This window comes from Lichenihabitans psoromatis (genome assembly GCF_004323635.1).
In the GTDB taxonomy this organism is placed as follows: domain Bacteria; phylum Pseudomonadota; class Alphaproteobacteria; order Rhizobiales; family Beijerinckiaceae; genus Lichenihabitans; species Lichenihabitans psoromatis.
In genome coordinates this window covers 4282174-4307046 of the sequence record NZ_CP036515.1, presented here as the reverse complement: position 1 = coordinate 4307046, position 24873 = coordinate 4282174, and the positions used below count along the sequence as shown (strand labels likewise).

Annotated in this window: 25 protein-coding genes; 10 read left to right on the top strand and 15 right to left on the bottom strand. The window is 62.8% G+C overall.

The window, feature by feature from the left end:
- The first annotated feature begins 40 nt into the window (after window positions 1-40).
- From EY713_RS20175 to EY713_RS20165, 3 genes are all read left to right on the top strand, one after another.
- Complete coding sequence (locus EY713_RS20175) at window positions 41-1660, top strand: gamma-glutamyltransferase family protein (RefSeq protein WP_131118571.1); 1620 nt, start codon at window positions 41-43, stop codon at window positions 1658-1660.
- A gap of 190 nt (window positions 1661-1850) precedes the next feature.
- Window positions 1851-2630 carry a DeoR/GlpR family DNA-binding transcription regulator gene (locus EY713_RS20170; RefSeq protein WP_131118569.1) on the top strand — a complete coding sequence of 260 codons (780 nt, stop codon included), beginning with the start codon at window positions 1851-1853 and terminating at the stop codon, window positions 2628-2630.
- Window positions 2627-3799, top strand: coding sequence for an MFS transporter (locus EY713_RS20165; protein WP_131118567.1), 1173 nt, complete (start codon window positions 2627-2629; stop codon window positions 3797-3799). Before EY713_RS20170 ends, EY713_RS20165 begins: the two co-directional genes overlap by 4 nt.
- Before the next feature lie 10 nt (window positions 3800-3809).
- On the opposite strand, the gene EY713_RS20160 is transcribed toward EY713_RS20165, so the two are convergent.
- The 3 genes from EY713_RS20160 to EY713_RS20150 are packed head-to-tail and all read right to left on the bottom strand — an operon-like array spanning window position 3810 to window position 6311.
- Window positions 3810-4406 carry a Smr/MutS family protein gene (locus EY713_RS20160; protein WP_245504231.1) on the bottom strand — a complete coding sequence of 199 codons (597 nt, stop codon included), beginning with the start codon at window positions 4404-4406 and terminating at the stop codon, window positions 3810-3812.
- Window positions 4403-5545 carry a murein transglycosylase A gene (gene mltA / locus EY713_RS20155; RefSeq protein ID WP_131120013.1) on the bottom strand — a complete coding sequence of 381 codons (1143 nt, stop codon included), beginning with the start codon at window positions 5543-5545 and terminating at the stop codon, window positions 4403-4405. The genes EY713_RS20160 and mltA overlap by 4 nt, the downstream gene beginning before the upstream one ends.
- A 43-nt stretch (window positions 5546-5588) precedes the next feature.
- Window positions 5589-6311: a Tim44/TimA family putative adaptor protein gene (locus EY713_RS20150; RefSeq protein WP_131118563.1), complete on the bottom strand. Its 723-nt coding sequence runs from the start codon at window positions 6309-6311 to the stop codon at window positions 5589-5591.
- A 209-nt stretch (window positions 6312-6520) separates the two neighbouring features.
- Between EY713_RS20150 and EY713_RS20145 the strand changes: the two genes are divergently transcribed.
- Complete coding sequence (locus EY713_RS20145; RefSeq protein WP_131118561.1) at window positions 6521-6994, top strand: FxsA family protein; 474 nt, start codon at window positions 6521-6523, stop codon at window positions 6992-6994.
- Window positions 6995-7092: 98 nt separating this feature from the next.
- Entirely contained in the window at window positions 7093-7584 is a 492-nt protein-coding gene (gene secB / locus EY713_RS20140; RefSeq protein WP_131118559.1) for a protein-export chaperone SecB, read from the top strand.
- Window positions 7585-7650: 66 nt separating this feature from the next.
- Here secB and EY713_RS20135 read toward each other — a convergent pair whose 3' ends face one another.
- Together EY713_RS20135 and EY713_RS20130 are read right to left on the bottom strand one after the other, a co-directional pair.
- Window positions 7651-8478 carry a universal stress protein gene (locus EY713_RS20135; RefSeq protein WP_131118557.1) on the bottom strand — a complete coding sequence of 276 codons (828 nt, stop codon included), beginning with the start codon at window positions 8476-8478 and terminating at the stop codon, window positions 7651-7653.
- A 21-nt stretch (window positions 8479-8499) separates the two neighbouring features.
- On the bottom strand, window positions 8500-9507 hold the full coding sequence (locus EY713_RS20130; RefSeq protein WP_131118555.1) for a glutathione S-transferase family protein: 1008 nt from the start codon (window positions 9505-9507) through the stop codon (window positions 8500-8502).
- A 128-nt stretch (window positions 9508-9635) separates the two neighbouring features.
- Between EY713_RS20130 and EY713_RS20125 the strand changes: the two genes are divergently transcribed.
- On the top strand, window positions 9636-10169 hold the full coding sequence (locus EY713_RS20125) for a gamma carbonic anhydrase family protein (protein ID WP_131118553.1): 534 nt from the start codon (window positions 9636-9638) through the stop codon (window positions 10167-10169).
- Window positions 10170-10179: 10 nt separating this feature from the next.
- On the opposite strand, the gene EY713_RS20120 is transcribed toward EY713_RS20125, so the two are convergent.
- Together EY713_RS20120 and EY713_RS20115 are read right to left on the bottom strand one after the other, a co-directional pair.
- On the bottom strand, window positions 10180-10755 hold the full coding sequence (locus EY713_RS20120; protein WP_131118551.1) for an ActR/PrrA/RegA family redox response regulator transcription factor: 576 nt from the start codon (window positions 10753-10755) through the stop codon (window positions 10180-10182).
- Between the two features lie 119 nt (window positions 10756-10874).
- Window positions 10875-12254, bottom strand: a complete 1380-nt coding sequence (locus EY713_RS20115) for an ActS/PrrB/RegB family redox-sensitive histidine kinase (RefSeq protein WP_131118549.1) — start codon at window positions 12252-12254, stop codon at window positions 10875-10877.
- A gap of 56 nt (window positions 12255-12310) precedes the next feature.
- On the opposite strand from EY713_RS20115, the gene EY713_RS20110 reads away from it, so the two are divergent.
- The 4 genes from EY713_RS20110 to EY713_RS20095 all read left to right on the top strand — a co-directional run bounded on the left by EY713_RS20110 (window position 12311) and on the right by EY713_RS20095 (window position 16255).
- Window positions 12311-13132: an ABC transporter ATP-binding protein gene (locus tag EY713_RS20110; protein WP_131118547.1), complete on the top strand. Its 822-nt coding sequence runs from the start codon at window positions 12311-12313 to the stop codon at window positions 13130-13132.
- Window positions 13132-13965, top strand: coding sequence for an ABC transporter permease (locus tag EY713_RS20105; protein WP_245573041.1), 834 nt, complete (start codon window positions 13132-13134; stop codon window positions 13963-13965). Before EY713_RS20110 ends, EY713_RS20105 begins: the two co-directional genes overlap by 1 nt.
- Before the next feature lie 150 nt (window positions 13966-14115).
- On the top strand, window positions 14116-15387 hold the full coding sequence (locus EY713_RS20100; RefSeq protein WP_131118545.1) for a polyhydroxyalkanoate depolymerase: 1272 nt from the start codon (window positions 14116-14118) through the stop codon (window positions 15385-15387).
- A gap of 106 nt (window positions 15388-15493) precedes the next feature.
- Complete coding sequence (locus EY713_RS20095) at window positions 15494-16255, top strand: M48 family metallopeptidase (RefSeq protein ID WP_131120009.1); 762 nt, start codon at window positions 15494-15496, stop codon at window positions 16253-16255.
- 10 nt (window positions 16256-16265) lie between these two features.
- Here the strand turns inward: EY713_RS20095 and trmB are convergent, their stop codons facing one another.
- The 8 genes from trmB to miaB all read right to left on the bottom strand — a co-directional run bounded on the left by trmB (window position 16266) and on the right by miaB (window position 24772).
- Complete coding sequence (gene trmB / locus EY713_RS20090; RefSeq protein ID WP_131118543.1) at window positions 16266-16979, bottom strand: tRNA (guanine(46)-N(7))-methyltransferase TrmB; 714 nt, start codon at window positions 16977-16979, stop codon at window positions 16266-16268.
- Between the two features lie 28 nt (window positions 16980-17007).
- Window positions 17008-18198, bottom strand: a complete 1191-nt coding sequence (gene metK, locus EY713_RS20085) for a methionine adenosyltransferase (RefSeq protein ID WP_131118541.1) — start codon at window positions 18196-18198, stop codon at window positions 17008-17010.
- Window positions 18199-18351: 153 nt separating this feature from the next.
- Window positions 18352-18753: a helix-turn-helix domain-containing protein gene (locus EY713_RS20080; RefSeq protein WP_245573040.1), complete on the bottom strand. Its 402-nt coding sequence runs from the start codon at window positions 18751-18753 to the stop codon at window positions 18352-18354.
- A 171-nt stretch (window positions 18754-18924) separates the two neighbouring features.
- Complete coding sequence (gene lnt, locus EY713_RS20075) at window positions 18925-20589, bottom strand: apolipoprotein N-acyltransferase (RefSeq protein ID WP_131118539.1); 1665 nt, start codon at window positions 20587-20589, stop codon at window positions 18925-18927.
- 261 nt (window positions 20590-20850) lie between these two features.
- The gene (locus EY713_RS20070) at window positions 20851-21840 is read right to left on the bottom strand and encodes a hemolysin family protein (RefSeq protein WP_131118537.1); all 990 of its coding nucleotides are present in this window, start codon (window positions 21838-21840) and stop codon (window positions 20851-20853) included.
- Window positions 21837-22337: an rRNA maturation RNase YbeY gene (gene ybeY / locus EY713_RS20065; protein ID WP_131118535.1), complete on the bottom strand. Its 501-nt coding sequence runs from the start codon at window positions 22335-22337 to the stop codon at window positions 21837-21839. The genes EY713_RS20070 and ybeY overlap by 4 nt, the downstream gene beginning before the upstream one ends.
- Window positions 22334-23434 carry a PhoH family protein gene (locus tag EY713_RS20060; RefSeq protein ID WP_131118533.1) on the bottom strand — a complete coding sequence of 367 codons (1101 nt, stop codon included), beginning with the start codon at window positions 23432-23434 and terminating at the stop codon, window positions 22334-22336. Before EY713_RS20060 ends, ybeY begins: the two co-directional genes overlap by 4 nt.
- Window positions 23435-24772 (bottom strand): tRNA (N6-isopentenyl adenosine(37)-C2)-methylthiotransferase MiaB, encoded by a 1338-nt coding sequence (miaB, locus tag EY713_RS20055; RefSeq protein ID WP_245573039.1) that lies wholly within the window; start codon window positions 24770-24772, stop codon window positions 23435-23437. It abuts the gene before it with no gap.
- Between the last annotated feature and the right edge of the window lie 101 nt (window positions 24773-24873).

Sequence of the window (24873 nt, the reverse complement as noted above, 5' to 3'; positions counted from 1 at the left end):
TTGGGTTAGCGTCTGCGCTTCCTCTTGCCGTGGCACGCTCGTGATCGAAACTCCCGTCTTTTCCCATGCGGCGACCGCTGCCCCCCACCAGCTTGCCGCAGATGCGGGCCGCGATGTCTTGATCGAGGGTGGCAATGCGATCGAGGCGACGGTCGCGATGGCCAGCGTGATCGCCGTTGTCTATCCGCATATGAACGGGCTTGGCGGCGATGGTTTTTGGACCATCGGAGAGCCGGGCCGCGCCACCGCCGAGCCGATGGTGCGCGCGATCGAAGCCTGCGGTTATGCCGGCGCCAAAGCCACGCTGAAGAGCTACGACGACCGGGGCTACGACCGGCTCCCGTCACGTGGGCCGGATGCGGCCTTGACGGTGCCGGGCGCGGTGGACGGCTGGCGAGCCGCTCTCGAACTCTCGGCCTCGCGGGGTGGCAAGATGCCCCTGTCGCGGCTGCTCGAACCTGCGATCCGCTTCGCCCGGGACGGTTATCCGGTCTCGCGCTCGGAAGCCTTTTACGAGCCGATGGAACTCGCCAGCTTGCGCGATGCGCCGGGCTTTCTCGACACGTTCTGCGTCGATGGCAAAGTGCCGGCGGCGGGCGACATTCGCCGCGTCCCGGCGCTTGCGGCCACCTTGGAGCGATTGGCCCATGTGGGGCTCGGCGATTTCTATCGCGGTGACATCGCGCGCGAGATGGCGTTCGACCTCGATCGGATCAGCGCGCCCGTGACGCGGGAGGACTTGCGCCTCTACGAAGCGAAGTGGCGCAAGCCGCTCAGCCTGCGTCTTCCCCACAGCCCGGCCATGCCGGCCGCCCGCCTCTTCAATACGCCGCCGCCCACGCAAGGCTTGGCCGCGCTGGTGATCCTCGGCCTGTTCGCCCGCCTTGGCGTGAAGCGGGGCGAAAGTTTCGAGCATATGCATGGGCTGATCGAAGCCTCGAAGCTGGCGCTGCTGATCCGCGATCGGGTCTGCACGGATTTCGACCACCTGCGTGAGAATCCGGACGATTACCTGACAGCCGGCTATCTCGACCAACTCGCGGCACGGATCGACATGCGCCGCGCGTCCTCGCCCGTGCTGCCGCCCAGCGATGGTGGAACGGTCTGGATAGGCGCCATCGGCGCCGATGGCCTGGCGGTTTCCTACATCCAGTCGGTTTATTGGGACTATGGTTCGGGATGCGTGTTGCCGCGCACCGGCGTGCTCATGCAGAACCGCGGTCTGTCGTTCTCGCTCGATCCGAAGGCGCTGAATGCGCTCCGGCCCGGGCGACGACCGTTCCACACGCTCAATCCGCCGCTGGCGCTCTACGACGATGGTCGCGTCATGTCCTACGGCGCGATGGGGGGCGACGGCCAGCCGCAGTTTCAGGCACAGGTTTTCACCCGTGTCGGTTTCGGGCAGGGGCTTGCGGATGCGATCGATGCGCCGCGCTTTCTGTTTGGTCGCACCTGGGGCGACGCGCACCAATCGCTCCGCCTCGAGAGCCGCTTCGATCCCGATGTGTTGCTGGCGCTCGAACGCGCCGGGCACGACCTCGTCATCGACAGCGCTTATTCGGATCGGCTCGGCCATGCAGGCGCGCTGATCAGAACGCCGCGCGGGCGGATCGACGCTGCGCATGACCCGCGCTCAGATGGCGGCTCCGCAGGTTTCTGACCAGAACGGGATGTCCGACTCAAGCTGAACGAAACGGATCGACGATCGAGAGCCCACCGATCCGAGGTAAGACGCGGTAAGGCAAGGCCGCGTAAAGACCGGCGGCGCAACGAATCAACATCGTCGACGATTTAAAACATGCACAATCGTGCAAAAACGTGCAATATCACGTTATGAAACGTGAGGTCGCATGATTCTGCCGCATGAACGCATCGCCGATATCAGGATGCGGCTCGACCGCGACGGACGCGTCATCGCGGCCGATCTGGCGCGGGACTACGACACGTCCGAAGATACGATCCGTCGCGACCTGCGCGATCTCGCGGCTGCCGGCTTTTGCCGCAGGGTCTATGGCGGGGCGCTGCCGATCTCTCCTGCCTCGGGCACGCTTGCCGAACGCAGGCTCGTCAATGCGGATGCCAAAATGGCGCTCGGCCGCGCCGCCGCCGCGCTTGCGGTTTCCGGACAGTTGATCGTCCTCGACGCAGGCTCGACCAATCTTTGCATTGCCCGGGCGTTGGCGACCCAGGCGAGCCTCACGATCGCCACCAACGCCCCCTCGATCGCGGCCGCTCTCGAGCATGCGAGCGGCATCGATCTCATCATGATCGGCGGTAGCGTCGACAAGCGCACCGGGGGCACCCTCGGCGCGCGCGCGCTTCGCGACGCACTCGTGTTGCGACCGGACCTCTATTTCATCGGCGCCTGTGCGGTCGAAGTCGAGACAGGTGTGTCGGTGTTCGGCGCCGAGGAGGCGGAGCTGAAACGCGCGCTCATCGAGGCGAGCGGCTCGGTCGCGACTGCCGTGACGGACGACAAGGTTGGGACGGGCGCGCTCTTCGCGGTGCTGCCCTGGACCGACCTCGACCATCTGATCGTCGAACATGAAACATCGCTGACGCGGATGCGACGCCCGCACGACGCAGGGCCGCAGATCCATGTCGCGCAACCGGCCAAGGAGACACCATGACGACCCTCATGCCCACGGTTCGTGAGGCCACTTGGAACGAACGCGCGTCGACGCTTGCAATGTTCCTCACGCTCGGCCTTGCGGTCGGCACCTGGGCGGCGGCCCTGCCGGGCCTTAAGTCCGAGCTCGGATTGTCGGACCGTGATCTCAGCTTTGCCTTGCTGGCGCTGGCGATCGGATCGGTTGGATCGACGATCGCGACCGGTATCATCGCGCCGCGCTTCGGCACGGGCCGCTCGACCGGCGTGTCCGCACTCGCCATGGTGGTGGCGTTCGCGTTGCCGGCTTTCGCATCCAGCTACGTGCTGTTGCTCATTTCGGCGCTGCTGATGGGCATCACGACCGGAGCTCTGGACATTTCGGTCAATGGGCATGCCAGCGATGTCGAGCGGCGATGGACGTCCCCGATCATGTCCTCGTTCCATGCGGCATTCAGCCTTGGCGGGCTGGTTGGCGCGGCCTTCGGCGGCTTTCTGGCCGGGGCCGGTTGGCAGGTGGCAGGGCAGATCTTCGGGCCGCTGCTGCTCGCGGCACTCGTGGCTGTTGCGGCGATGCCGTGGCTTGGCTCCGGCGCGCGTCACACTGACAAGCCCGAGATCACCTTTGCGATGCCGGAGCGCAGCATGTTGGGTTTGTGTGCCGTGGTGCTGTTCTGCTTTTTAATCGAAGGCGCGATGGCGGATTGGAGCGCGGTCTATCTCGCGACCGTGACACAATCCTCGCCCGCCATCGCGGCGACCGGCTATGCCGCTTTTTCGATCGCGATGGCGACGGGACGCGTGGTCGGCGACGGGATCGTGACGGCGCTCGGTCCGAAGAGGGTGGTGCTGTTCGGCGGATTGCTGGCCGCGACCGGCATGGGGCTGGCGGTCGCTTTTCCGGATCCGCTGGTCGCCGCGATCGGCTTCGCGCTCGTTGGCGCCGGCGCCGCCAACATCGTGCCGGTGGTGTTCAGTGCAGCCGGGCGTTACGGCTCGTCCCCCTCCGCCGGCGTCGCCATGGTGGCGACGGTCGGCTATGCCGGGTTTTTGGGAGGGCCTCCAATCATCGGCTTCGTGGCCAGCGTGGGGGGATTGCGGCTCGCGTTGGGTCTTCTGGTCGTGGCTGCCGTACTGGTCGCGGTCGGCGGCCTTGGGCTCGATCGCGGCGGGAAGGCCGCGTCCTCTTGACGTCCTAGCCCTACCGCTTGCGAAGCCGCACGTAGAGCGCACCCATGCCGCCATGCGGTACACCAGCTTCCTCGAAGCCGAGTACGATGGAGCGAAGGTCCGGCTCACGGAGCCAGTGTGGGACGGCTCGCCGCAACACACCGGGTTCCGTCTCGAAGAGCGACGAAAGCGGCAGGCGCGAGCGCCCCTTTCCGGTCACGACCAGAACGAGGCGCGCGCCGCGGCCGTGCGAGCTCCGCAAAAATCCAATCAAGGCGGCATGGGCCTGGGCTTGTGTCATGCCGTGCAGATCGATGACGCCGTCGATATCGATGCGCCCATGGGTGACCTTCTGCCGAAAGCGCTTTTCAAAAGGTGCAAGAGGCGGAGCCGCCGGTTTCGCGGCCTGGGTTGGCGGCGAGTAGCTTGGCATTCCGGCCGTCGCGCGCCGGGGTTTCTCGGCCGTTTTTGAGGCGGCGTCGGGTCGGACGGAGATCTCCGGTTTCGCCGGAGCCGAGACACGCTGAGGCAGAACCGCACCGCTGCGCGGCGCAACGCTTTGCACAACCCGCAGCCAGATTTCGATCTCAGCATCCGACAGCAATCGTCGGCCTCGGGGCGGGCTCACCCCGGCGCTCCGCCACGACCCTTCGGCCAAAGCACCACGAAGGTGCCATGATGCCGGATGCCGCCCGCGAGCCGTCCCGCCTCCTCGCCGGTGCCGAAAAACAGGTCGGCGCGTGCCGGCCCCGTGATGGCGGACCCGGTATCCTGCGCGATCATGAGCCGCGCGAAGCGAGCAGCGGGCCCGCTCGGCATCCACGGCAAGGTCGCATCGACCCAGAACGGCAGCCCATAGCACCAAAGCGTCCGGTCGATCGCAATCGACCGCAAAGGCGTTAGCGCGAAACCAGCGCCGCCGATCGGCCCGTCTCCCGAGGCATCCAGCACAGTCTCGAAGAAAATATAGGATGCGTTTCGCTGCATGACGCTGCGCCCGACCTGACCCACCGCCTGGCCATGCTGCCGAAGCCAGGCTTTCAGGCCGTCCAGCACCAAGGCGTCCGGCGAAAGACCGGTCTCCTCGACGATGATCTTGCCGATCGACGTATAGGGATGCCCGTTGCGGCCCGCATAGGTGATCCGAAGGACACGGCCATCCGGCAAGGAAACGCGCGCCGAGCCTTGCACCTGCACCAGGAACACCTCGACCCAGTCGCGCAGCCACACCACCGGCCGATAGGTGCCGCTTGCGATGCCAGCCTCGATGGCGGCACGGTCAGGGTACCGGCTCAGCGCGCCGTCGCGTCCGACTTGGGCGGCCGAATAGCCCGCGAGGGCAGCGGGGCGGGGCTCGTCGGCCGCGAATGTCTTGAGGTCGTCGGGGCGGGCGAGGAGCGGAGCCGTAAATGCTGGGCTTTGCTCGAGCGATGCTTCAAGCAGCGGCTCGTAATAGCCTGTGAAGAAAGCATCTTTGCCCGTCGCAGACGCGACTCTGAACGGGTCGAAATGCGTCTCGAAAAAACGCCTGCAGGTATCGTCCGATGGGTGCCGGTCGAGCGCCACGGCGGCTTGCAGGATGGCGCGAAGATCGTCCGGCACGGCGAGCGCGGGACGAAGCGCGGGCGATGCGTCCAGGGCCGCTGTCGCCGATCGGAGCAGGCAGGCGAAAGCGGCTCGATGATCGTCCGCGGAAAATCCGTCGAGCTCATCGAACCGCAATCGGACGGCTCCCGGAAAGGGAATGTCTCCGCCAATCGGGGCCATCGTCACGACTAGATCCGGATGGGCCTACGGGCCGGGACGCGCATCAACGCCCCGTTTCGGTCGCGACGAGCTTCCAGTTCGGGTCGCGCGACCCGATCTCGCGCGCGAAGGTCCAGAGGTCGAGCATGTCGGCCACGGTATCCGAGCTTCCTTCGATCTCTTTACCGTCAGCACCCTTGGTGATCGAAATCGATTGTGCGGCGAACTGCACCGAAATCTGCGCCGTCTTTCCGCGCAACTGAACATCGTCGATCTTCGGGGTCGCCAGGGACACGAATGTCGTCTCGACGATTTCGCCGCGTTGCTCGCGTGCCGTGATGGCTGTGTTGAAGCCGTCATAGACATCCTTGGCCAGCAGTGGCTGCAAGGTCTGCCGGTCGCCCTTGGCAAAGGCGAGGATGATCGCCTCATAGGCGGCCCGTGCACCGTCGATGAAGGGCGCGACCGCGAAATCGGGATCGGCCTTGACGATCTGGTCGAGCCCGATCGCAACCGGTGACCCCGCCGTCGCAAACCCCTTCCAGCGGTCTGGATCGTCGACGCGGGGCGACGACATCACGCCGTGATCGGCTGCGCCCGGCAGGCTTACGACATTTCCGCGATCGGGCGCGGCATTGGCTGCATCGGCCGGGTTACGACGAGCAAAGGGGTCGGTCGGTGGCCGTTCGTTGCCGGTGCGCGTGCCCAGCACCGAGCGAAGCTTCCAGACCACGAAGATGGCAAGAAGCGCGAAAACCACCGTCGAAACGTCAAAGGACCCGTTCATCGTCCGCCCATTGTAAAAAGACACGCAACCCTGCGGAGTTGCAAAATCGCCGGTCAACACTCATCTTCGACCCGTAGGCGTCCAAAAGCGTTCCGATGCATATGTGGTGAGCTTCGCCTAACATCCAATGCTACCGGAACAAAGCCACGAGGCTTTCGGGCGATCGGTGATGTGTCGCCTGTGAATGTGGCGCTTCGAGGTACAGGGTCGTGATCTACGCGCAACGTCTGTCGTTCCCGGCGCTCCCGGGCGGTCTCAAATGGTTCATGCTCGGCTGGGCTGTCGCCGAGGTCGTGGCTTTTGCCTTTGTGGTCCACCTGATCGGGCTGGGCGGCGCCATTCTGCTGGGACTCGCCACGACGGTGGTCGGGATCGTGATGCTGCGCCGGATCGGGGCCGATGCGTCTCGCAGCCTGCGCCGATCGATGATGGGAGGCGAAGCGCCGAGCGGTGCCTTGCTCGACGGCATGCTCAGTGCTTTTGGAGCCGTGCTGCTGATCCTCCCTGGTTTTGTGTCGAACCTCGTCGGTTTTGCCCTGGCGGCGCCTTCCGTTCGGTTGTCAGTGGCCCAACGGTTCGGCGGCGCGATCGAGGCCGGGCCGCAACGCCGCCCGAGCAGAGCTGCGCCCAACGTCATCGATCTTGGGCCTGACGATTGGAAGACTGTCGGTCCGCAGCAATGAGCGGCCGCCTTGTTGGGCAAAATCATCCATGCTAAGCGGCCGGGCGCTGATCGGCTTGGTTGAACGGTCAACTGACGCTTAAGCACGGGAGAAGTTTGATGGCCGAGGCCAATGGCAACGGGAACGGCGCAGGTGCCGATACGCAGCCGCAATTGAACGCGCTGGTCCAATATATCAAGGATTTATCGTTCGAGAACCCGAATGCGCCGCGTTCGCTTGGCCCGCAGGAGAAGGGTCCGAATATCTCGATCCAGGTCAACGTCAACGCCAAGCAGCTGAGCGAAACCGATTTCGAGGTCGATCTGAACCTCGAAGGTTCGGCTGGCGAGGGCGCCGACACGCTGTTCAAGTTCGAGCTTGCTTATGCGGGCGTGTTTCGCGTGCGGAACATTCCGGCCGATCAGGTGCATCCAGTCGTCATGATCGAATGCCCTCGTCTGCTGTTCCCCTTCGCGCGCCAGATCGTGGCGGATGCGGTTCGCAATGGCGGCTTTCCGCCGCTTTATATCGACCCGATCGACTTCGCTGGCCTCTATCGCCAGAAGGCGGGCGAGAATGCCGGCCAGCAGCCGGGCATTCCGGTCGGCTGAACGGCCTTTCGCTCTTCATGAGACCGAAGCCCGCTCAAGAGATTGAGCGGGCTTTTTCATGCCGAGCTAATGCGCCATGAAGACCGGGATATCGGAATGGGCCAAGATGTGGCTGGTGGCTCCCCCAAAGATCATCTGACGAAGCCGGCTCTGCGTGTAGCCGCCTTTGATGATGAGGTCGGCGCCGATCTCGACCGCTTTGCTCAAAATTCCTGGCCCCTCGTTGCCTGACTTGCCGTCGGCTTTCAGGGTCTCGGTTTCGATCCCGTCCCGCTCCAAGGCCGCCGCCAGCAAGGTCCCTGACGGGCCGGGCACGTTGCTGACCTCGAGCGTCAGAATCACGACGCGCTTGGCGCGACGCAGGAACGGCATGGCGGACGCTACCGTGCGGGCCGTTTCGGAACTCCGGTTCCAGGCGATCAACACCGTATCGCCGAGCCGTTTTGGTACGGTGGGCGGGGCAATCAGCACGGGCCGTCCGCTTTCGAACAGAACGGATTCGAAGGTGGCTTGGCGCGGGTCGTGGCCGGCCGACCCGGGTTTGCCCAGAACCACGAGATCATAGACCCTCGACGTGCATCCAACGATGCCGTCGTTGGTCATCTTATTGGTCCAAACCGCGACGGGACCATTGTTGCGGGTGTCACGCGGGTAACCGGCATGATCCATCGCGGCGGTGAAGTGACGGGCGGCGCGGTCGGTCAGCACTTGACGAGTGCGGGCATCGAACACGGTTGCGCCGATCGAGATGTCGGCCACGACGATATCCGAGATGTCGGGCGCGATTGGCACGCCTTCGAGGTAGCTGTCGAAGGTCTGGCCGACCAGGACGGCTGTCGCCAGCACCGAGTCGATGCAGGAATGGTCTTCCACGAGCACGAGAACGTTTTTCATTGCAGGGCTCCGTTGACGTCCTCATCTCACGCGGGTTGGCCGCGAAACACAAGAGGCAGGACGTTTCCGACGGAGTGTCACAGGTTTCAGATCCAAGATCGGCCCAACAGGCACAAGGCCGGTCGGGTTGATGGCCTTGATCGAATAATAGCCAGCTTTGATGTGGGCGATGCTCACCGTTTCGGAGAGACCCTCGATGCCGAGCATTCGGGCCGTGTAGGCCTGCAGCTTCGGATAATCAGCGATGCGGCGCAGATTGCACTTGAAGGCGCCGTGATAGGCGGCGTCGAACCGGATCAGTGTTACGAAGAGACGAATGTCGGCTTCGGTCAATCGCTCGCCGAATAGGAAGCCGCTTTTCCCCAGGCGGCTTTCGAGATCGTCCAGCATCCCGAACACGTCGGCAAAGGCCGTCTCGTAGGCCGCTTGCGACGTCGCGAAGCCGGCCCGGTACACACCATTGTTGAGCCGAGGATAGATCGCCGCGTTGAGAGCGTCGATCTCTGCGCGCAGGTCGTCGGGATAAAGATCGAGACTGGCCGGTGCGAGAGCCGCGAAGGCGGTGTTAAGCATCCGCACGATATCCGCGGATTCGTTGTTCACGATGGTGCCGCGCTGCTTGTCCCAGAGCACCGGAACGGTCGCACGCCCGGTGAAACGTGGATCGGCGCGTGTGTAAACTTCGTGCATGTAGCTGGCGTTGCCGAGCGCGTCCGCCGTGGCGCCCGGAAAACCGCCGAATTGCCAGCCTTGGTCGCTTAGGCTCGGATTGACGATCGACACGTCGATGAGGCTGTCCAGTTTTTTCAGTTTACGGACCATCAGAGTCCGGCAGGCCCAGGGGCAGATCAGGCCCACATAAAGATGATAACGGCCAGGTTCAGCGGCGAATCCGCCGTCGCCGGTGGGCCCGGCTTCGCCGTTCGCCGTGATCCAGTTACGGAAGGTCGATGCTTTCCGCTCGAAGGCCCCCCGATCGTCGGCATCCTTCGGCGTCCAATCGCTCGACCACCGACCATCGATCAACATGTTTCGTCTCCTGCAGGGCATGTTGGGCCGCGCTCATGCGAGACGATACAGACTTGATCGACGGAGCGAGACGGTGAGATGGTCGATGCGACTGATCGGGAATTCCGATCGTACCCCATGAGGATCGCGTGCCGATCTACAGCCTCGACGACCACAAGCCCGTTCTGCCGCCTGTCGGCCGATTTTGGATCGCGCCCGACGCGCATGTGATAGGGCGGGTCGTGCTCGGCGAGGGTGTCGGGATCTGGTTCGGGGCGGTCCTGCGCGGCGACAACGACCCGATCGAGATCGGGCCGGAAACCAACATCCAGGACGGCGCCATTTTGCACACCGACCTGGGATCACCCTTGAAGATCGGCCGCGGCTGTACAATCGGACACCACGCCATCGTTCATGGCTGCACGATTGGCGATAACGTGCTGGTCGGAATGGGAGCAACCATCATGAATGGGGCGGTGATCGGCGCCAATTCATTGATCGGCGCGGGCGCGCTGATCACGGAAGGGAAAGCCTTTCCGGAGAATTCGCTCATCGTCGGGTCGCCCGCCAAGCTGTTGCGTCGGCTTGACGACGAGGCGGTCGAGGGCTTGCGAGCCTCGGCACGCCATTATGTTGCGGCTTGGAAGCGCTTTGCCGCCGGGCTCACGCGCTTGGACGCCTAGGGTCGCGCGCTCAGCGCGGCGCGCGTTTGGCGAGAATCCGTTGCAGCGTCCGCCGATGCATGTTGAGGCGGCGGGCCGTTTCCGACACGTTACGACCACAGAGTTCGTAGATGCGCTGAATATGCTCCCAACGAACACGATCGGCCGACATCGGGTTTTCAGGGAGTTCCGCCTTGTCGTGCCGGGTCGCCATCAGCGCGCTGTAGATTTCGTCAGCATCGGCCGGTTTGGCGATGTAATCGAAAGCGCCGAGTTTCACCGCCGTCACGGCTGTCACGATGTTGCCGTAGCCCGTCAGGATGATCCCGCGTGCATCCGGTCGGCGCGCTTTCAATTCCGAAATGACATCGAGACCGTTGCCGTCCCCCAGACGCATGTCGATGACCGCAAATGCGGGCGGCTTCGTCGCGATTGCGGTCAAGCCTTCGGCAACTGAATCAGCGGCTTCGACTTTGAAGCCGCGAGTTTCCATGGCGCGCGACAGGCGGGTGAGGAAAGGCTTATCGTCATCGACGATCAGGAGGGTTTTGTCTTCATCGCTCAGTGGCGGCAAAGCCGACATTGGCGTCTCTTGGGCCAAGCTCATCAAAACGACTTTCTGATGCGAGCCATGACCGCGTGGGCCGATACAAGCCCGAAGCGATAAGATCTCGCGTTCTGTTGCACGCCCCAAGTCCTTTGTTTGGAATGGGTCTTGGAAGCGTTCTACGGCAACCGTGCCATTGCAGCAGATAGGCCGACCTTATCCTTATTTCGAGGCCCGCTGCCCCGTTCGAACGCAATTCTTGGCCAAGTGATCGTGACAATCGCTCCCGTCGCGGGAACATGAGCATTTCCCATACTCAAGCTTGCGCCGGATCGCTCGAGCAAGGTCTTGGCGATAAAGAGGCCGAGACCGAGCCCCGAGCCCTCTTCCGATTTGGCGCGACGACTGGGTCCGCGCGTCGTGACATAGGGTTCGCCAAGGCGCGCAAGCACATCGGGGGAAAAGCCCGGGCCGTCGTCCTCGATCGAAACGGCAACACGATCGCGCGTCCAGACCATGTGGATTTGGACCGACGTTCGCGCAAAATCGATGGCATTTTCGACCAAATTTCCAAGACCGTACAGAATACCAGGGTTGCGTAAACAGACGGGCTCCGGCAGGTCGCCGCGCGCCGCGACACTGAGATCGACGCCAAAGTTGCGCTGGGGGTCGGCGACTTCCTCGATGACGTGGGGCAGCGTCATTTCCTCGAGAGGTCCGGATTTTTCGTCGTCGAGCGAGGCCAGCTTGCCCAAAATCGTGCGGCAACGCCGCACCTGCTGATCCAACAAAGCCAGATCGTCTTCCACCAGCTGCATATCGAAGGTAAAGCCCGGCTTCTTTGCCAACTGAATCAATTCCTTCACGACAAGCGTGATGGTTGCCAACGGAGTGCCGAGTTCGTGGCCCACCGCCGCCGCGATGCCGTCGAGCTGCGTCAAATGTTGCTCACGCGCCAAAACGAGTTCGGTCGCGGCAAGAGCGTCCGACAACAATCGCGCCTCTTCGGCGACACGGGACGCATAAACCCCCGTGAAGGCGGTCCCGGATATGATCGCGACCCAAACGCCGGCCGAATAGAGAAACGGCAACTCCAGTTGCTGATCCGGGAACCACGGCAGCGGAAGATGCTTGAACACCAAGATGGTGGCCGCAGCGCCCGTGAAGAGGCCGAGCAGCAGTGTCCAGTAGGGAGACAGCGAGGCTGCCGATATCATCACCGGGGCGAGAAACAGCATCGAGAACGGGTTTTCGAGGCCGCCCGTCAGGAACAACAGGAGCGAGAGTTGCACGACGTCATAGGCCAGCAAAACCATCGCCGGCTCGTCCTCGAACCTGTGACTGACGCCGAACTTCACCCGCAGGCAGACATTCAAGACGCACGAACTCGCGATCACGAGAAAGCACCAGCCGAGCGGCAGGGGGAAGCCGAGGCCGTAATGGACCACCAGCAAAGCAATCATCTGCCCGACGACCGCCAACCAGCGAAGCCGCACCAGCGTATCGACGCGCAAGCGACGCGCGGGTCGTCCGAGATCGATGGTACTCACGTCGGGCATGGTCGTTCTCATTCCGGGTTAAAGGTCGTTCATAAATCCGGCTTTTGGACCTTATCGTGAATCAGCAGCAATCTCGCACCGTTCTCTCTGAACCCGCCACGACCCCAGCTATCGTGCTGGATGGGGTCGGCAAGACCTACAAGTCGTCGGTCGCGGTCCGACAGATCTCATTCTCGGTGATGCCGGGCAGCGTCACCGCTTTGTTGGGCGGCAATGGCGCTGGCAAAACCACCACGATCGGCATGGTGATGGGGCTGATCCTGCCGACGACCGGGACCATCCGGGTTCTCGGCGCCGACATGACCCGTGACCGCTACAGCGTTTTGCACCGGATGAACTTCGAAAGTCCCTATGTGGATATGCCGCACCGGCTGACCGTGCGTGAGAACCTGAATATCTTCGCCCGCCTCTATTCAGTTCCCGATCGCAAAGCCCGGATCACTGAACTCGCAGAGGATCTCGCTCTGGTCGAGTTTCTCGATCGGGCGGCCGGAGAACTCTCGGCCGGTCAAAAAACGCGCGTGGCGCTGGCCAAGGCGCTCATCAATACGCCCGACGTGCTGCTGCTCGACGAGCCGACCGCCTCGCTCGATCCTGATACGGCGGATTGGATCCGCACCAAGCTCGAAGCCTATCAGCAGCGGCATCGCGCTACGATTTTGCTCGCGTCTCACAACATGGCCGAGGTCGAACGCCTGTGCGATACCGTGATCATCATGCGAAAGGGCGAGATCGTGGCCAATCAAAGCCTGCCGGACCTGCTTGCACGGTTCGGCCGCGACAGCCTCGAAGACGTGTTCCTGGATGTAGCTCGGGGCAGAGGGCAGGGTGCCAGCCTTGAGACGGATCGCGCTGCTCGGGAGGATGCGGAGGCATGATGAGCGCCGACGATCTGGTGTTCTCGCCGGCGCGCGCCAGCGCCATGGTGACCCGCTACCTTTATCTCCTGCGATCGTCCTGGCCGCGCGTGCTCGATCTGCTGTATTGGCCGACTGTCCAGATGGTCACGTGGGGCTTCATTCAGACCTATGTGTCGCATGCGAGCGCGGCGGGAGGAGCGGCCGCAGGGCCGATCGCGATCGGCGCAGGCACGCTGATCGGCGCCATGTTGCTGTGGGATATGCTGTTTCGCGGGCAACTCGGATTTTCCGCCTCCTTCCTCGAAGAGATGTGGTCGCGGAATGTCGGCAACCTGTTCATGAGCCCGCTTCGGCCGTTGGAATTCGTGGCGGCCCTGACGGTGATGAGCATCATCCGCCTGGCGCTCGGCGTCATCCCGGTCACGTTCATGGCCATTCTGTTTTTCGGTTTCAATCTGTGGGGCCTCGGGCTCGCGCTCGGCGTCTTTTTCATCAACCTGATGCTGACAAGTTGGGCCGTGGGTCTGCTGGTTTCCGGCATCCTGCTGCGGAACGGCCTTGGGGCCGAGAACCTGGCATGGACCGTGATGTTTTTGATGCTGCCGCTCGCTTGCGTCTATTATCCGGTCACGATTCTACCGAGTTGGTTGCAGCCGATCGCCTGGGCTCTGCCGCCGACCTACGTGTTCGAAGGGCTTCGCGCTTTGCTGAACGATCATGTGTTTCGGGCCGATCTGATGCTCGAAGCCTTCGCGATCAACGCGGTGTTGTTCGGGCTCGGCCTCTGGGCGTTTCTGGCTCTTCTGCAGCAGTCGCGCAAAGCCGGAACACTGCTTCAGATGGGGGAGTGACCGCGGGATGTCGCCATACCGCCAAGTTGCTTCGGTCCCGCACTTCTGCTGTGATCCCGCGTTGAAGCGATCCTGTCTCGCGCTCCTTGGAGCAGCAGCGGTCATGCGAGCGAAGCATGACGTTGCCGAGCTCCCGAACCGAAGGTTTCGATGAAGCTTTCCTATCAGATGTACGAAGCCGCCCATCTCGCGATGGCGCCGGCCCGGGCTTTGTCCGATGCGGCTTTTCTGTGGGCCAAGAACCCGATCAACCCATTCTCCTATACGGCCTATGGCAAGAATATCGCCGCTGGAGCCGAGCTTTTCGAGCGGATGACGCGGCGCTATGGCAAGCCGCTCTTCGGCCTTGACCGCACCAGCATCGATGGCCGCGAGGTTGCCGTCACCGAGCGCGTCGTGTGGGACCGACCGTTTTGCCGGGTGGTCAATTTCGTCCGTGAGGGCGAGATCGCGGTTGAACGGCGCTCCAAGCTGCTGATCGTCGCCCCGATGTCGGGTCACTACGCGACGCTGCTGCGCGGCACGGTTGAGGCATTCCTACCAGACTATGACGTGTATATCACCGATTGGTCGGATGCCCGGATGGTCCCGCTGGCGCTAGGCAGCTTCGACCTTGACGATTATATCGATACGCTCATCGAGATCAGCCGATTTCTGTCGGGTCCATCGAGCGCGAAGCTCCATACGCTCGGCGTCTGCCAGCCTGCTGTTCCCTTGATTGCCGCCGCCGCTTTGATGGGCGCCGACAACGATCCGCTCGCCCCGGCCTCGATGGTTTTGATGGGCGGCCCGATCGACACGCGGCGCAGCCCGACCGCAGTCAATAAAATGGCCGAGGATCGCGGGACGGAATGGTTTCGCGCCAATTGCCTCGAGACGGTCCCGTTTCCCTATCCAGGTGCCGGACGGCGTGTCTATCCGGGTTTCCTGCAACTCTCCGGCTTTATGGCCATGAACATGGACCGGCACGTCAATGCCCACCAGGACATGTTTTACAATCTCGTGCGTGGCGATGGCGATGCCGCCGAGAAGCATCGGGACTTCTACGACGAATATCTGTCCGTTATGGATCTGACGGCGGAGTTCTACATGCAGACGATCGAGACGGTTTTCGTCCGACAGGCCTTGCCCAAGGGCGAGATGGTGTCGCGCAACCGCCGGGTCGACCTGTCGCAGATCCGCAGCACGGCGCTGATGACCGTCGAAGGTGAGAACGACGACATTTCCGGCCTCGGTCAAACGCAGGCGGCGCATGATCTTTGCGTCGGGCTGCCGGACGAGATGAAGCAGCATTACGTGCAGATGGGTGTCGGGCATTATGGCGTGTTCAATGGATCGCGCTTTCGGAGCCAGATCGCGCCGCGGATCGTCGCTTTCACGCGCGCAATCGACGCCGGACACGGCGCGTTAACCCTTTCTTAAGACCTGTGTCGATTTTCGATTGTCAGCAGCATCGATCGCGGAAATTATGAAAGCAGGGCTGATCGACGGGCAATGGGCCATCCGATCGACGGAGCAACTGCGTCACATGCTTCAGTTGTTCCGAAACCGGACCGCAACGCCGACCCCGGAACCCGCTTTCATCGACATTCAGCATGGTGCTCGGCGGTATCGAATTCCGATCAAGCGGGTGAATGGTGCTCGCCGCTTCACCCTTCGCGTCCGGGCCGCCACGCTCGATGCCGTCCTGACGATGCCGAAGGGCAGTTCGCTTCGCGCCGCCAAAAGCTTCGCCGAGCGGCATGCCGAGTGGGTCGGCACACGTCTCGATGTCCTGCCGCGCAAAATTCCGTTGGCGGCGGGGTCGGTGATCCCGCTCCGTGGCGTCCCCGTGTCGATCGTGGCGCGAAAGTCGCTTCGGGCTGCGGCTTGGATTGAAGAAACCTCTGCCTCTGGCAGAACCGAAAACTTCATCTGCGTGTCCGGTGACCCCGAACAGCAGCACAAGCGTGTGCTGGATCTGCTACGCCGCGAAGCACGGCGTGATCTCGAAGCGGCCGTGCTTCGTCACACCGCGACGCTGGGCAAAACCGCGCGTCGCATCACGTTGCGTGACACGCGAAGCCGTTGGGGATCCTGCACGTCGCAAGGCTCGCTGAACTTTTCCTGGCGCCTGATCATGGCGCCGCCGCATGTGCTGGATTATCTCGCGGCCCACGAGGTCGCCCATCTAGCCCATATGGATCATTCGCCCGCCTATTGGGCGGTAGCCGCACGGCTTGCCCCGGCGCTCGCGAACGCCGAGGCGTGGCTGAAGCAAAATGGGGCTTCGCTACACCTTTACGGCTAGTGTCGGCGTCTCAAAGACGAACGAACGTCAGGTAGGCCGGTTTGCGGCCTTCGCGCTTGGCTTTGGCCTCGTAGCGGGTTTCGACCCAGGAGTGCCAGGGTTTCAGCCAATCATCCGCCGAAACGGGACGCCACACGAAATCGGGCGAGGCGTCGATCCGCTCGATTGCCCATCCGGCATAATCGTCGATATCGGTGGCGAAATGCAGCTCCGAGCCGGACGTCATCACGCGGGCGAGGCGCGTCAGCATGGCGGCGGAAATGAACCGGCGCTTGCGCTGTCGGCGTTTTGGCCAGGGGTCCGGATAGAGCAGGTCGACGCCCGCGAGGCTTGCGGTGTCGAGGCGATCGATGATCTCGCCCGCATCGCCATCGTAGAGCCGCAGGTTCGGCCATGGTTCGCCGTCCAGTTGCTGCAGCAGACGAGCGATGCCGTTGCGGAACGGTTCGCAGCCGATATAGCCGATCGTCGGATTTTGCGACGCTTGCGACGCCAGATGCTCGCCGCCGCCGAAACCGATTTCGAGCCGAACGGCGTCGACCGAATTCCCGAATAACTCGCCTGGATCGAGTGGGCCAGCGCGGTCGATCAGATAGCGCGGAAGCAGGTGCTCCATCAGGCTGGATTGGGTCTCGCGCAGCCGTCGCCCCTGGCGACGGCCGTGCAGGATGCCGGACCGAAAACCAGACAGAGCTTGCGGCGCCGTCTCGTTTTCGGGTGTCATCGGCGTCAATGGTGCTTCGCTCACACGATCAGCGGAAGTGAGCCGCGATCGTGTCGGCGATGTCGACATTTTCCCACGAAAAGCCACCCTGCGGATCGGGCGCGCGGCCAAAGTGACCATAGGCCGAGGTGCGGGCATAGATCGGCTTGTTGAGCTTCAGATGTTCGCGGATGCCGCGGGGCGACAGCTTCATGACGCTCATCAGCACCTCTTCGAGCTTGCCGGCATCGACATGGCCCGTTCCATGGAGGTCGGCATAGATCGAAAGCGGTTCGGCGACGCCGATCGCGTAGGAGAGCTGCAACGTGCAACGGTCCGCAAGGCCGGCCTTGACGACGTTCTTGGCCAGATAGCGGGCCGCATAGGCCGCCGAGCGATCAACTTTTGTCGGATCCTTACCCGAAAAGGCGCCGCCGCCATGCGGAGCCGCTCCGCCGTAAGTGTCGACGATGATCTTACGTCCGGTCAGACCGCAATCGCCATCCGGGCCGCCGATGAAGAACTTGCCGGTCGGGTTGATGTGCCAGACCGTGTCTTTGGTCAGCCATCCGGCCGGAAACGCTTCGGTGACGAAGGGCTCGATCAACTCCCGCATGTCTTCGGACGTCAGGCTCTCGTCGACATGCTGATGCGACACGACGATCTGGGTCGCGCCGACCGGAATGCCGTTCTCGTACCGAACCGTCACTTGGCTCTTCGCATCTGGGCCGAGTCGCTTTTCAGCGCCGGAGCGCCGGGCTTCGGACAGGTTCTGCAGGATCTTATGGGCATAATAGATTGGAGCCGGCATCAGCTCCGGCGTCTCGCGACAGGCATAGCCGAACATGATGCCCTGGTCGCCGGCCCCTTCGTCCTTATTGGCCAAAGCATCGACGCCTTGCGCGATATCGGCCGACTGCGCGTGCAGCAGAATTTCGACCTTGGCGTTCTCCCAGTGAAAACCGTCCTGTTCGTAGCCAATGTCCTTGATGGCTTGACGCGCGGTCTGTTCGATGACGCTCGGGTCGATTGCCGGACCACGAACCTCTCCCGCGATCACCACGCGGTTGGTTGTCGCCAGGGTCTCGCACGCCACGCGGATCTGGTAGGGATCGAGGCTGGCCTTCTCGCCTTCGCGGAAAAACAGGTCGACGACCTCGTCCGAAATGCGGTCACAGACTTTGTCGGGATGGCCTTCGGACACCGACTCACTGGTAAAAAGATAGCTTGCGCGTGCCACGTATCGCCTCTCCTGAAATCACGCAGGCCGAACGCGCATGGGTTCACGCATTCCTGCCGCCTCATATCGCGCGAAGCTGGCAGGCACCGTTCTTTTGGTCAAGCGATAAGGAAGAATTTGTTCGTTAAAGAGAACGATGCGTGCTTTACCGCATCACTCCTGGACCGGCAACGCATCCGGGAGGGAGGCTGCTGTGGCCGTTTTAGCCTCTCCGTCTTGATCCGCCAGAGCCACGACGAGATCGACGATCTTGCGTCGGACCTTCGCGTTTTTGATCTTCGCAAAGGCTTTGTTGAGAAGCAGACCGTCCGAACTTGACAGGAAATCCACGACCCCGGATGACCCGTCCTCGGCAAATCCCGCCGTTCCCGACGCCGCGCCCGGCATGTCATCGAAGAAGAAGGCCGGCTTCACGTTCAGGATATCGGAGATATGCTGCAACCGACTCGCGCCGATGCGATTCGTGCCCTTTTCGTACTTTTGAACCTGTTGAAACGTAAGACCAAGGGCGTCGCCAAGCTTCTCCTGGCTCATCCCAACAAGCATCCGCCGCATTCTCAAGCGGCTGCCGACGTGTCTATCGATGTTGTTTGGGCTCTTCGTCAAAAATCGCCGCTCCAAGTCAGCGCGTCGGATCCGTAACAGTCTATAACGACTCTGGATAGAGGCTTTATTAGGGACTTTCGCGATCCACTCTTTAGATAGAAAATAAAGGGAAATCAACGCCTATAGCGGACAATGACGGGCCGGCTTCCGTCGCGTCAACCACCCTAATAATGCTGCCGATACAGCAAACCCCAACAATAAAATCAGAGGAGCGATATTTCCGACCCGAGCGAAAAGTGTCGACGATAAGGCAGTTGGAAGCGCGCCATCGATCACATCCTCGGCGCCGAGAGGGAGAGATGCCAAAATCCGGCCGTGCGCGTCGACGATGGCCGAGATGCCCGTGCTCGCCGATCGGATGAGCGGCAGACCTTCTTCGATGGCACGGAGCCGCGCCTGCGCGAAATGCTGGTACGGACCAGCCGTGAAACCGAACCAGCTATCGTTGGTGACATTGAGCAGAAGCCCCGGCCGTGACACTCCGGCGGCAGCCGGAGGAACGACGTCGCCCGAGAAGATGGCCTCGTAACAGATGATGGGCGCAACAGGGGGAAGGCCCGGCACAGTGAGCAGCCGTCGGTCTGTTCCGGCCTGGAAGCCGCCCGGAATCGAGACGAAATGCTGGATCCCGATCGCGTTCAGGATACTCTGAAGAGGCAGGAACTCCCCGAACGGCACGAGATGTACTTTATCGTAGCTATCAAGGACGGTGCCGGTGCCATCAACAACCTGAACGGCGTTGAAATAGAGGGCGGTCTTGCCGCCGGCGCCGTCCGGCGGTCCCGGCTCGGCCCGTGCCGCGCCCGTGATCAGCACCGTCTTGTCCGAGAGAACATCGCCGATCGTGACGAGTGCTGCCGGATCGCGAGACAACAAAAACGGGAATGGCGATTCGGGCCAGATCACATGCGTGACCCCGGCTAATCCATCGGGCTGACCCGGCGTGACACGCTGCGACAGCGTCAGATAATGCTGGAGGATCGCGTCCTTATGCGCGTAGCTGAAGTCGGAATCGATCGCAGCATTGGGTTGAACGACCCGAAGGTGGACGCCAGCGACGCTGCCATCACCCGGTCCCGCGAGGCGAAGGGCGCCATAGATGGCGATTGCCGCCACGAAGAGGAGAGCCAGCGCCGACGGGCCGAATCGGCGTGTCCCGGGTCCAGCGTCTCCAATACTAGCGGGGGCCGCCGCCGTAACGACGGCCAACAGTGTCAACCCGTGCACGCCGATCAGGCTCGCGACTTGCGCCAGGACGAGATTGTCGCCCAGCGCCATGCCGAACTCGTTCCAGGGAAATCCGGTCAACAACGTGCCGCGCAGCCATTCCGCGACAAGCAGGCAGCAGGCGAGCGTGAAGAGGCGAGCTGGCCCCGTCGACCAGAACAATTGAGCCAGAGCGAAGCCGACGGCGGTATAAAGCGCCAAATAAGCCGGCAGCCCCAAAACGCCGAGAGGCAAAAGCCAGGCGAATTTGTCGGGTTCAACCAGGAAGGCGGAACCGAGCCACCAGAGACCAGCCACAAAATAGCCGAAGCCCCACCACCAGCCCGTTTCGGCCGCCTTCAGGACCGATCGGGTCAGACTGACTCTCGATGTCGCTGCGACGCCGGTGGGGACGGAGCCGTCGAGCAGCCAGACGGCCACGACCATCGGGATGATCAGCGCCGGGACGAAATCGACGGGTGCCATGGCCAAGGCGCCAGTGGCACCGGCCAACAGCGCAAGGAAGCGACGCGACCAGCCCGTCGATCGTGCCACGCGTTGCGCGATCCGCTGAATCATCGTGTTCGGAAGTCCCGATTGCGGCGGAACGAGCAACCGTCGCACACCTGGTTCGACATCGTGTCGATCGACCGTTGCGTCACTGAGCGGCTGAATGCGCCCCACCGATCGTCAAACTTCATGATCATGAAGGCGGGTGGTAGCGCATGGCACTGAAATGTAAACAGTGCAGCCGCATGATCCGTCGCATCGAGCCACAAGGATGATCGTTTGTGATCGGTCGGCGGTCACCAATGCCAATGTCAGCGGCGGACCACCCGCCTATTTGGCCTCGTCGGACGCGGTCTCATGTGGCGCCCCAGTCGCTGGGGGTGTCGAGCCAACAACCGCCATCGTCCGGACGATTCTGACCCGTTTGACGCGGCGAGGGTCGGCATCGAGGATCTCGAACTCCACACCGTCCCGAGCTTGTACGATCTCGCCGCGTCCGGGGACGTGGCCAGCCAGCGCGCTGATCAGACCTCCGAGCGTATCCACCTCTTCGGCGTCGGCATCTTCGGAGAAATCGACGCCGATTGCTTCGGACACCTCGTCGAGACCAGCACGGGCATCCGCCACATGAGAGCCGTCGAGCGCCAATACGATCTTGGGACTTTCGCTTTCGTCATGCTCGTCTTCGATATCGCCGACGATCATTTCGACAATATCCTCGATCGAGACCAGCCCGTCTGTGCCGCCATATTCGTCGATTACCAGCGCCATATGGGTGCGGAAGGCCTGCATGCGGACCAGAAGATCGAGCGCCTGCATCGAGGGGGGAACGAACAGCACCGGCCGCAGGATATCGGCTTCCTCGAGGGTCCGGCCCATGCTGGCTTCGCCCAAATCGACGAAAGACGGAACGTCGAGCCCGGCCGGCACCGCAACATATTGGACAAAGTCGCGGATGTGGACCATGCCGCGCGCGTCGTCCAACGTGTCGCCGTGAACTGGAAGTCTCGAGTGGCCGGCCGTTCGGAACACGGTCAGGACTTCGCCGAGCGTCATGGTCAAGCTGACCGCGATGATGTCGGCGCGGGGCACCATGACGTCGGCGACCCGTAATTCATGCAAGCCAAGCACGTTGCGGAGCATCGAACGCTCTTGCTGCGAGAAGACGCCGGCCTCATCGGTGTCGTCCAGCGCTTCTTCGATATCGTCTCGGATCGACGCATGCGACAGCCCGAACAACGACCGTAGGCGCTCGATCATTGATGGAGCGGGCGAACGTTTGTCGCCGCGCTCGCCCGGTTCTCGTTCATGAGCGCTCATGGTCGCGCCACCTCGTCGACTTCGGTTCCCGCATAGGGATCGCCGATGCCGAGATTGGCTAAAATCCGTGTTTCGAGTTGCTCCATCGCCTCGGCTTCATCGGCTGTTTCATGATCATAGTCGATCAGATGCAAGAATCCGTGCACCAGCAGGTGGCTCACATGGTCGGACAGTGTCTTGCCATCCTGCTCGGCCTCGCGTCGCGTCGTCTCAAGCGCAACAGCGATGTCGCCGAGCAACTCCGGACCGTCAATCCCCTCAGGCTGGGCCGCTGGAAACGAGAGCACGTTGGTGGGTTTGTCCTTTTGGCGCCACTCTCGATTGAGAACTTGGATCGCGGCGTCGTCGCAGAACAAAATGGAGACTTCGGCGCCCTGCGGAGCGTCGAGATCGACGGCCGCAGCCGCGCCGTCGATGCTTCGCCGGACAATCGCGTCGAGATCGGGCAGCACCGACCATCCGGGACTATCGATCGCGATATCGATCTCGATCGTCATCGATTGGCGCCACTCTGCTCGGAGACTTTGCGACCGGCCGCTTCGTAGGCCGCGACGATGCGGCGGACGAGATCATGTCGCACGACATCCCCCTCCCGAAAGCGAACGTGTGCGATGCCCTCGACTCCGGACAGCAGGCTAATGGCTTCGCTCAGGCCAGATTTCTGGCCGGACGGCAGATCGGTTTGGCTCGGATCGCCGTTGATGATCATGCGTGATCCCTCGCCGAGACGGGTCAGGAACATCTTCATCTGCATGCTGGTCGTGTTCTGCGCTTCATCGAGCAGCACAACCGAATTGGTCAAAGTTCGGCCGCGCATGAAAGCCAATGGCGCGACTTCGATCATGCCGGTCTGCATGCCGCGCTCGACCATTCGCGGGTCCATGAAGTCGTGCAGCGCATCATAGACGGGGCGCAGATAGGGATCGATCTTCTCGCGCATGTCGCCCGGCAAGAAGCCGAGCCGCTCGCCGGCTTCGATCGCAGGCCGCGAGAGGATCAGCCGCTCGACGACGCCGCGCTCGAGAAGCGAGATGGCATGGCCGACCGCCAGCCATGTCTTGCCGGTGCCGGCAGGGCCTTCAGCGAACACGAGTTCGTTGCTCTTCAGTGCACGCAGATAGACATCCTGAGCGGCCGTCCGCGCTTTGACCGATCCGCGTTTCCGCGTGCGAATCTCGTCGAAGACCGGCCGTTCCGGATCGAGGTCCTTCGGAAACAGCACACCTTGAAACGCTGTTTCTTCGACCGCACCGTCCACGTCGCCAAGGCTGACCTTACGGCCTTGCTTCACCTGCTCGTAGAGCGTCTCGAGCACACGGCGGGCATGGTCGCAGGCGTCGGGCGAGCCGCGCAGCGTCACATGATTGCCGTTCGCGGTTGCGACCACGCCCAGTCGGCGCTCGAGCTTGGCGATGTTTTGGTCATATTGCCCAAAGACGAGCGAGGTCAGGCGATTGTCCTCGAAGGTGATCGCCACCTCGGCTGCCGCATCCGGCGTCGGCAAAACCGCTGGTGGAGAGGCGAATGCCGCAACAGCCGGAAGGCCATCGCGCGTATGGCGGCGAGGCGTAATGGGTCGCTCTGGGGCTCTCATTCAGGATCCTTGTGCGGCACGGCTAGGCGGCTCGGCCTCGGTGAGGGTGCCGAACAGAGAGTTAGGTCCGAGCGCCGTGATCTCAACATCACGGACGGAACCGATCAGCGCCGGGTCTGCGTCGACCTGGACGGGCTGCAGATAGGGCGACTTGCCGACGATCTGGCCCGCGTGGCGACCGATCTTTTCAAACAGCACCGGCATCACGCGCCCGACGCAGGCGGCATTGAAGGCTTGGCGCTGCGGGTCGACCACGGCCTGCAAGCGGGCCAGCCGATCGCGCTTGATCGCTTCGTCGACATGCCCCTCGAGACCGGCACCCGGCGTTCCCGGACGCGGCGAATATTTGAACGAGAAGGTCGAGGCAAAACCGATCTCGCGAATGAGATCGAGCGTAGCCTCGAAATCCGCGTCCGTCTCGCCCGGAAATCCGACGATGAAGTCGGATGAGAGCGCGATATCGGGCCGTGCGGCACGCACCCGCGCGATCTCGGCGCGATAATCGGCGACCGTATGCTTCCGGTTCATGGCCGCGAGGATACGGTCCGACCCCGATTGCACGGGCAGGTGGAGGAACGGCATCAAGGCCGGAATGTCGCGATGCGCCTCGACGAGGTCGGCCGCCATGTCGTTGGGGTGGCTGGTGGTGTAGCGGATGCGGAGAATGCCCGGCATCGCCGCAATGGCGCGGACGAGCTGCGCCAGCGACCAAACCGAGCCATCTTGCGCGACACCGTGATAGGCGTTGACGTTCTGGCCGAGCAGACTGACCTCCCGCACGCCCGCGGCCGTCAAGCCCGCGATCTCGGCCATGACCTGCTCAGGGCTGCGGGAATATTCCGCGCCACGCGTATAGGGCACGACGCAGAAGGTGCAGAACTTGTCGCAACCCTCCTGCACCGTCACGAATGACGACAAGCCACGCGCTCGGGTCTTCGCTTCCGCCGGTTGTGGCATGGCTGCGAATTTGTCGTCCGCTGGGAAGTCGGTGTCGAGCACCTTGATGCCACCGCGGGCACGCGACACGAGATCGGGCAGGCGATGATAGCTCTGCGGTCCGACCACGAGATCGACAGCCGGCTGCCGGCGCAGGATCTCAGCGCCTTCGGCCTGAGCGACGCAGCCTGCGACCGCCAGCGTGGTCGAAAGCCCAAGCGAGGCCCGATCGGACTTGAGATCGCGGATCTTGCCAAGCTCGGAGAACACCTTCTCGGCCGCGCGTTCGCGGATATGGCAGGTGTTGAGAATGATGAGGTCCGCTTCCTCGATGGTCGCCGTCTCGAGAAAGCCCTCGGGCGCGAGCACATCCGCCATGCGCCCCGCATCATAGACGTTCATCTGGCAACCAAAGCTCTTGATGAACACCTTGCGGACGCCTGCGTCTGCGGCATTCGGGGCGATGGCACGAAGCGGGGGGCCAGACCGGGATCTGGCGGAAA

Coding starts and splice junctions, on each gene's coding strand:
- EY713_RS20115 (WP_131118549.1), bottom strand. CDS start 12,254: ATGCCCGACGTGAGTACCATCGATCTCGGACGACCCGCGCGTCGCTTG.
- EY713_RS20130 (WP_131118555.1), bottom strand. CDS start 9,507: ATGTTGATCGATGGTCGGTGGTCGAGCGATTGGACGCCGAAGGATGCC.
- EY713_RS20060 (WP_131118533.1), bottom strand. CDS start 23,434: ATGAGAGCCCCAGAGCGACCCATTACGCCTCGCCGCCATACGCGCGAT.
- EY713_RS20150 (WP_131118563.1), bottom strand. CDS start 6,311: ATGAACGGGTCCTTTGACGTTTCGACGGTGGTTTTCGCGCTTCTTGCC.
- secB (WP_131118559.1), top strand. CDS start 7,093: ATGGCCGAGGCCAATGGCAACGGGAACGGCGCAGGTGCCGATACGCAG.
- EY713_RS20120 (WP_131118551.1), bottom strand. CDS start 10,755: ATGAGCTTGGCCCAAGAGACGCCAATGTCGGCTTTGCCGCCACTGAGC.
- ybeY (WP_131118535.1), bottom strand. CDS start 22,337: ATGACGATCGAGATCGATATCGCGATCGATAGTCCCGGATGGTCGGTG.
- EY713_RS20080 (WP_245573040.1), bottom strand. CDS start 18,753: ATGCGGCGGATGCTTGTTGGGATGAGCCAGGAGAAGCTTGGCGACGCC.
- EY713_RS20135 (WP_131118557.1), bottom strand. CDS start 8,478: ATGAAAAACGTTCTCGTGCTCGTGGAAGACCATTCCTGCATCGACTCG.
- EY713_RS20070 (WP_131118537.1), bottom strand. CDS start 21,840: ATGAGCGCTCATGAACGAGAACCGGGCGAGCGCGGCGACAAACGTTCG.
- EY713_RS20100 (WP_131118545.1), top strand. CDS start 14,116: ATGAAGCTTTCCTATCAGATGTACGAAGCCGCCCATCTCGCGATGGCG.
- miaB (WP_245573039.1), bottom strand. CDS start 24,772: ATGAACGTCTATGATGCGGGGCGCATGGCGGATGTGCTCGCGCCCGAG.
- trmB (WP_131118543.1), bottom strand. CDS start 16,979: ATGACACCCGAAAACGAGACGGCGCCGCAAGCTCTGTCTGGTTTTCGG.
- EY713_RS20105 (WP_245573041.1), top strand. CDS start 13,132: ATGAGCGCCGACGATCTGGTGTTCTCGCCGGCGCGCGCCAGCGCCATG.
- lnt (WP_131118539.1), bottom strand. CDS start 20,589: ATGATTCAGCGGATCGCGCAACGCGTGGCACGATCGACGGGCTGGTCG.
- EY713_RS20170 (WP_131118569.1), top strand. CDS start 1,851: ATGATTCTGCCGCATGAACGCATCGCCGATATCAGGATGCGGCTCGAC.
- mltA (WP_131120013.1), bottom strand. CDS start 5,545: ATGGCCCCGATTGGCGGAGACATTCCCTTTCCGGGAGCCGTCCGATTG.
- EY713_RS20165 (WP_131118567.1), top strand. CDS start 2,627: ATGACGACCCTCATGCCCACGGTTCGTGAGGCCACTTGGAACGAACGC.
- EY713_RS20095 (WP_131120009.1), top strand. CDS start 15,494: ATGCTTCAGTTGTTCCGAAACCGGACCGCAACGCCGACCCCGGAACCC.